The organism is Paenarthrobacter nitroguajacolicus, from assembly GCF_029952445.1.
Lineage (GTDB): Bacteria > Actinomycetota > Actinomycetes > Actinomycetales > Micrococcaceae > Arthrobacter > Arthrobacter nitroguajacolicus_B.
Genome location: NZ_JAQPPK010000071.1, coordinates 1 through 897, shown reverse-complemented (window position 1 = coordinate 897; position 897 = coordinate 1). Strand labels below are relative to the sequence as shown.

At 64.0% G+C, this 897-nt stretch carries 1 protein-coding gene; it reads right to left on the bottom strand.

The window, feature by feature from the left end:
- Positions 1 to 37 precede the first annotated feature (37 nt).
- On the bottom strand, positions 38 to 897 hold an 860-nt coding region (locus PJL15_RS22555; RefSeq protein WP_281453356.1), incomplete at its 5' end, for an IS1249 family transposase.

Below are 897 nucleotides of genomic sequence, written 5' to 3'. Positions count from 1 at the left end.
GGGTTATAGGACAAAACGTGTGTAAATCCCGGGTGTGTCATGATCGTCCGGCCCAGCCGGTGCGGTGCCAGAGGCCTTCCTCGGGGCTGAGCCCGGTGCTGTAGAGATCTGGGCCGGGTTCTTGTTCCGGCAGGGTGTGGGTTGTTGTCTTGGCGGGTCGGGAGTGCTGGGCTTCGATGAGCTTGGCTGGCGGGCGGGGTTGCTCGCTGTGGAGGTAGAGGTACCACTCAATGGCCCGTTTTTGGTGGTCCTCGCTCATACCCCGGTGGGCCCGCAGGACCAGTCTCAGTTGCGCGTTGGTGCCTCCTTCGATCCTGTTGGTCGTCGAGGCGATATCCAGCCCGGTGTACTCGGCCTGCAGATAGGTGAAAAGTGTCCCGGCCCGGCCGAGTCGTTCCAGGAGCCGGTAGGCCTTGCGGGGTCTGTCGTGCGTGTACCACCAGGCCTGGTTGGCCCGAACCCATCCCGGAGCCATCGCAGAAGCGGTGCGGTAAGTGCGGGCCTTGACCAGATGCCCGTGTTCCTGATGCCAGTCGTTCAAGCCTGCCAGCCACGCGGCTGCTTCGGCGGGGGCTTTGATCCTGGTCAGCGCCCGTCCCAGCCGCAGCAATGCTTTGCCCGCATCTGTTCGTGGCCGGCTGGTCAAGTAGGTACGGACGTTGCGTTGGACATGGACAAGACACCGTTGGACCGCGGTTTCTGACCAGCATTCCGACAGGGCTGCGGCGATCCCGGAACCGCCGTCAGTGATCACCACGCGAGGGGCAGGGAACCGTTGCAGCAGCGCCGCCCACGCGGCCTTCTTCTCGGTGTCGCACCACTGCCAGCCAAGCACGTAATCACCGGCAACAGCGATCAGGCAGCACCACGTCCCGACAAAGATCCCATCGACCTGGA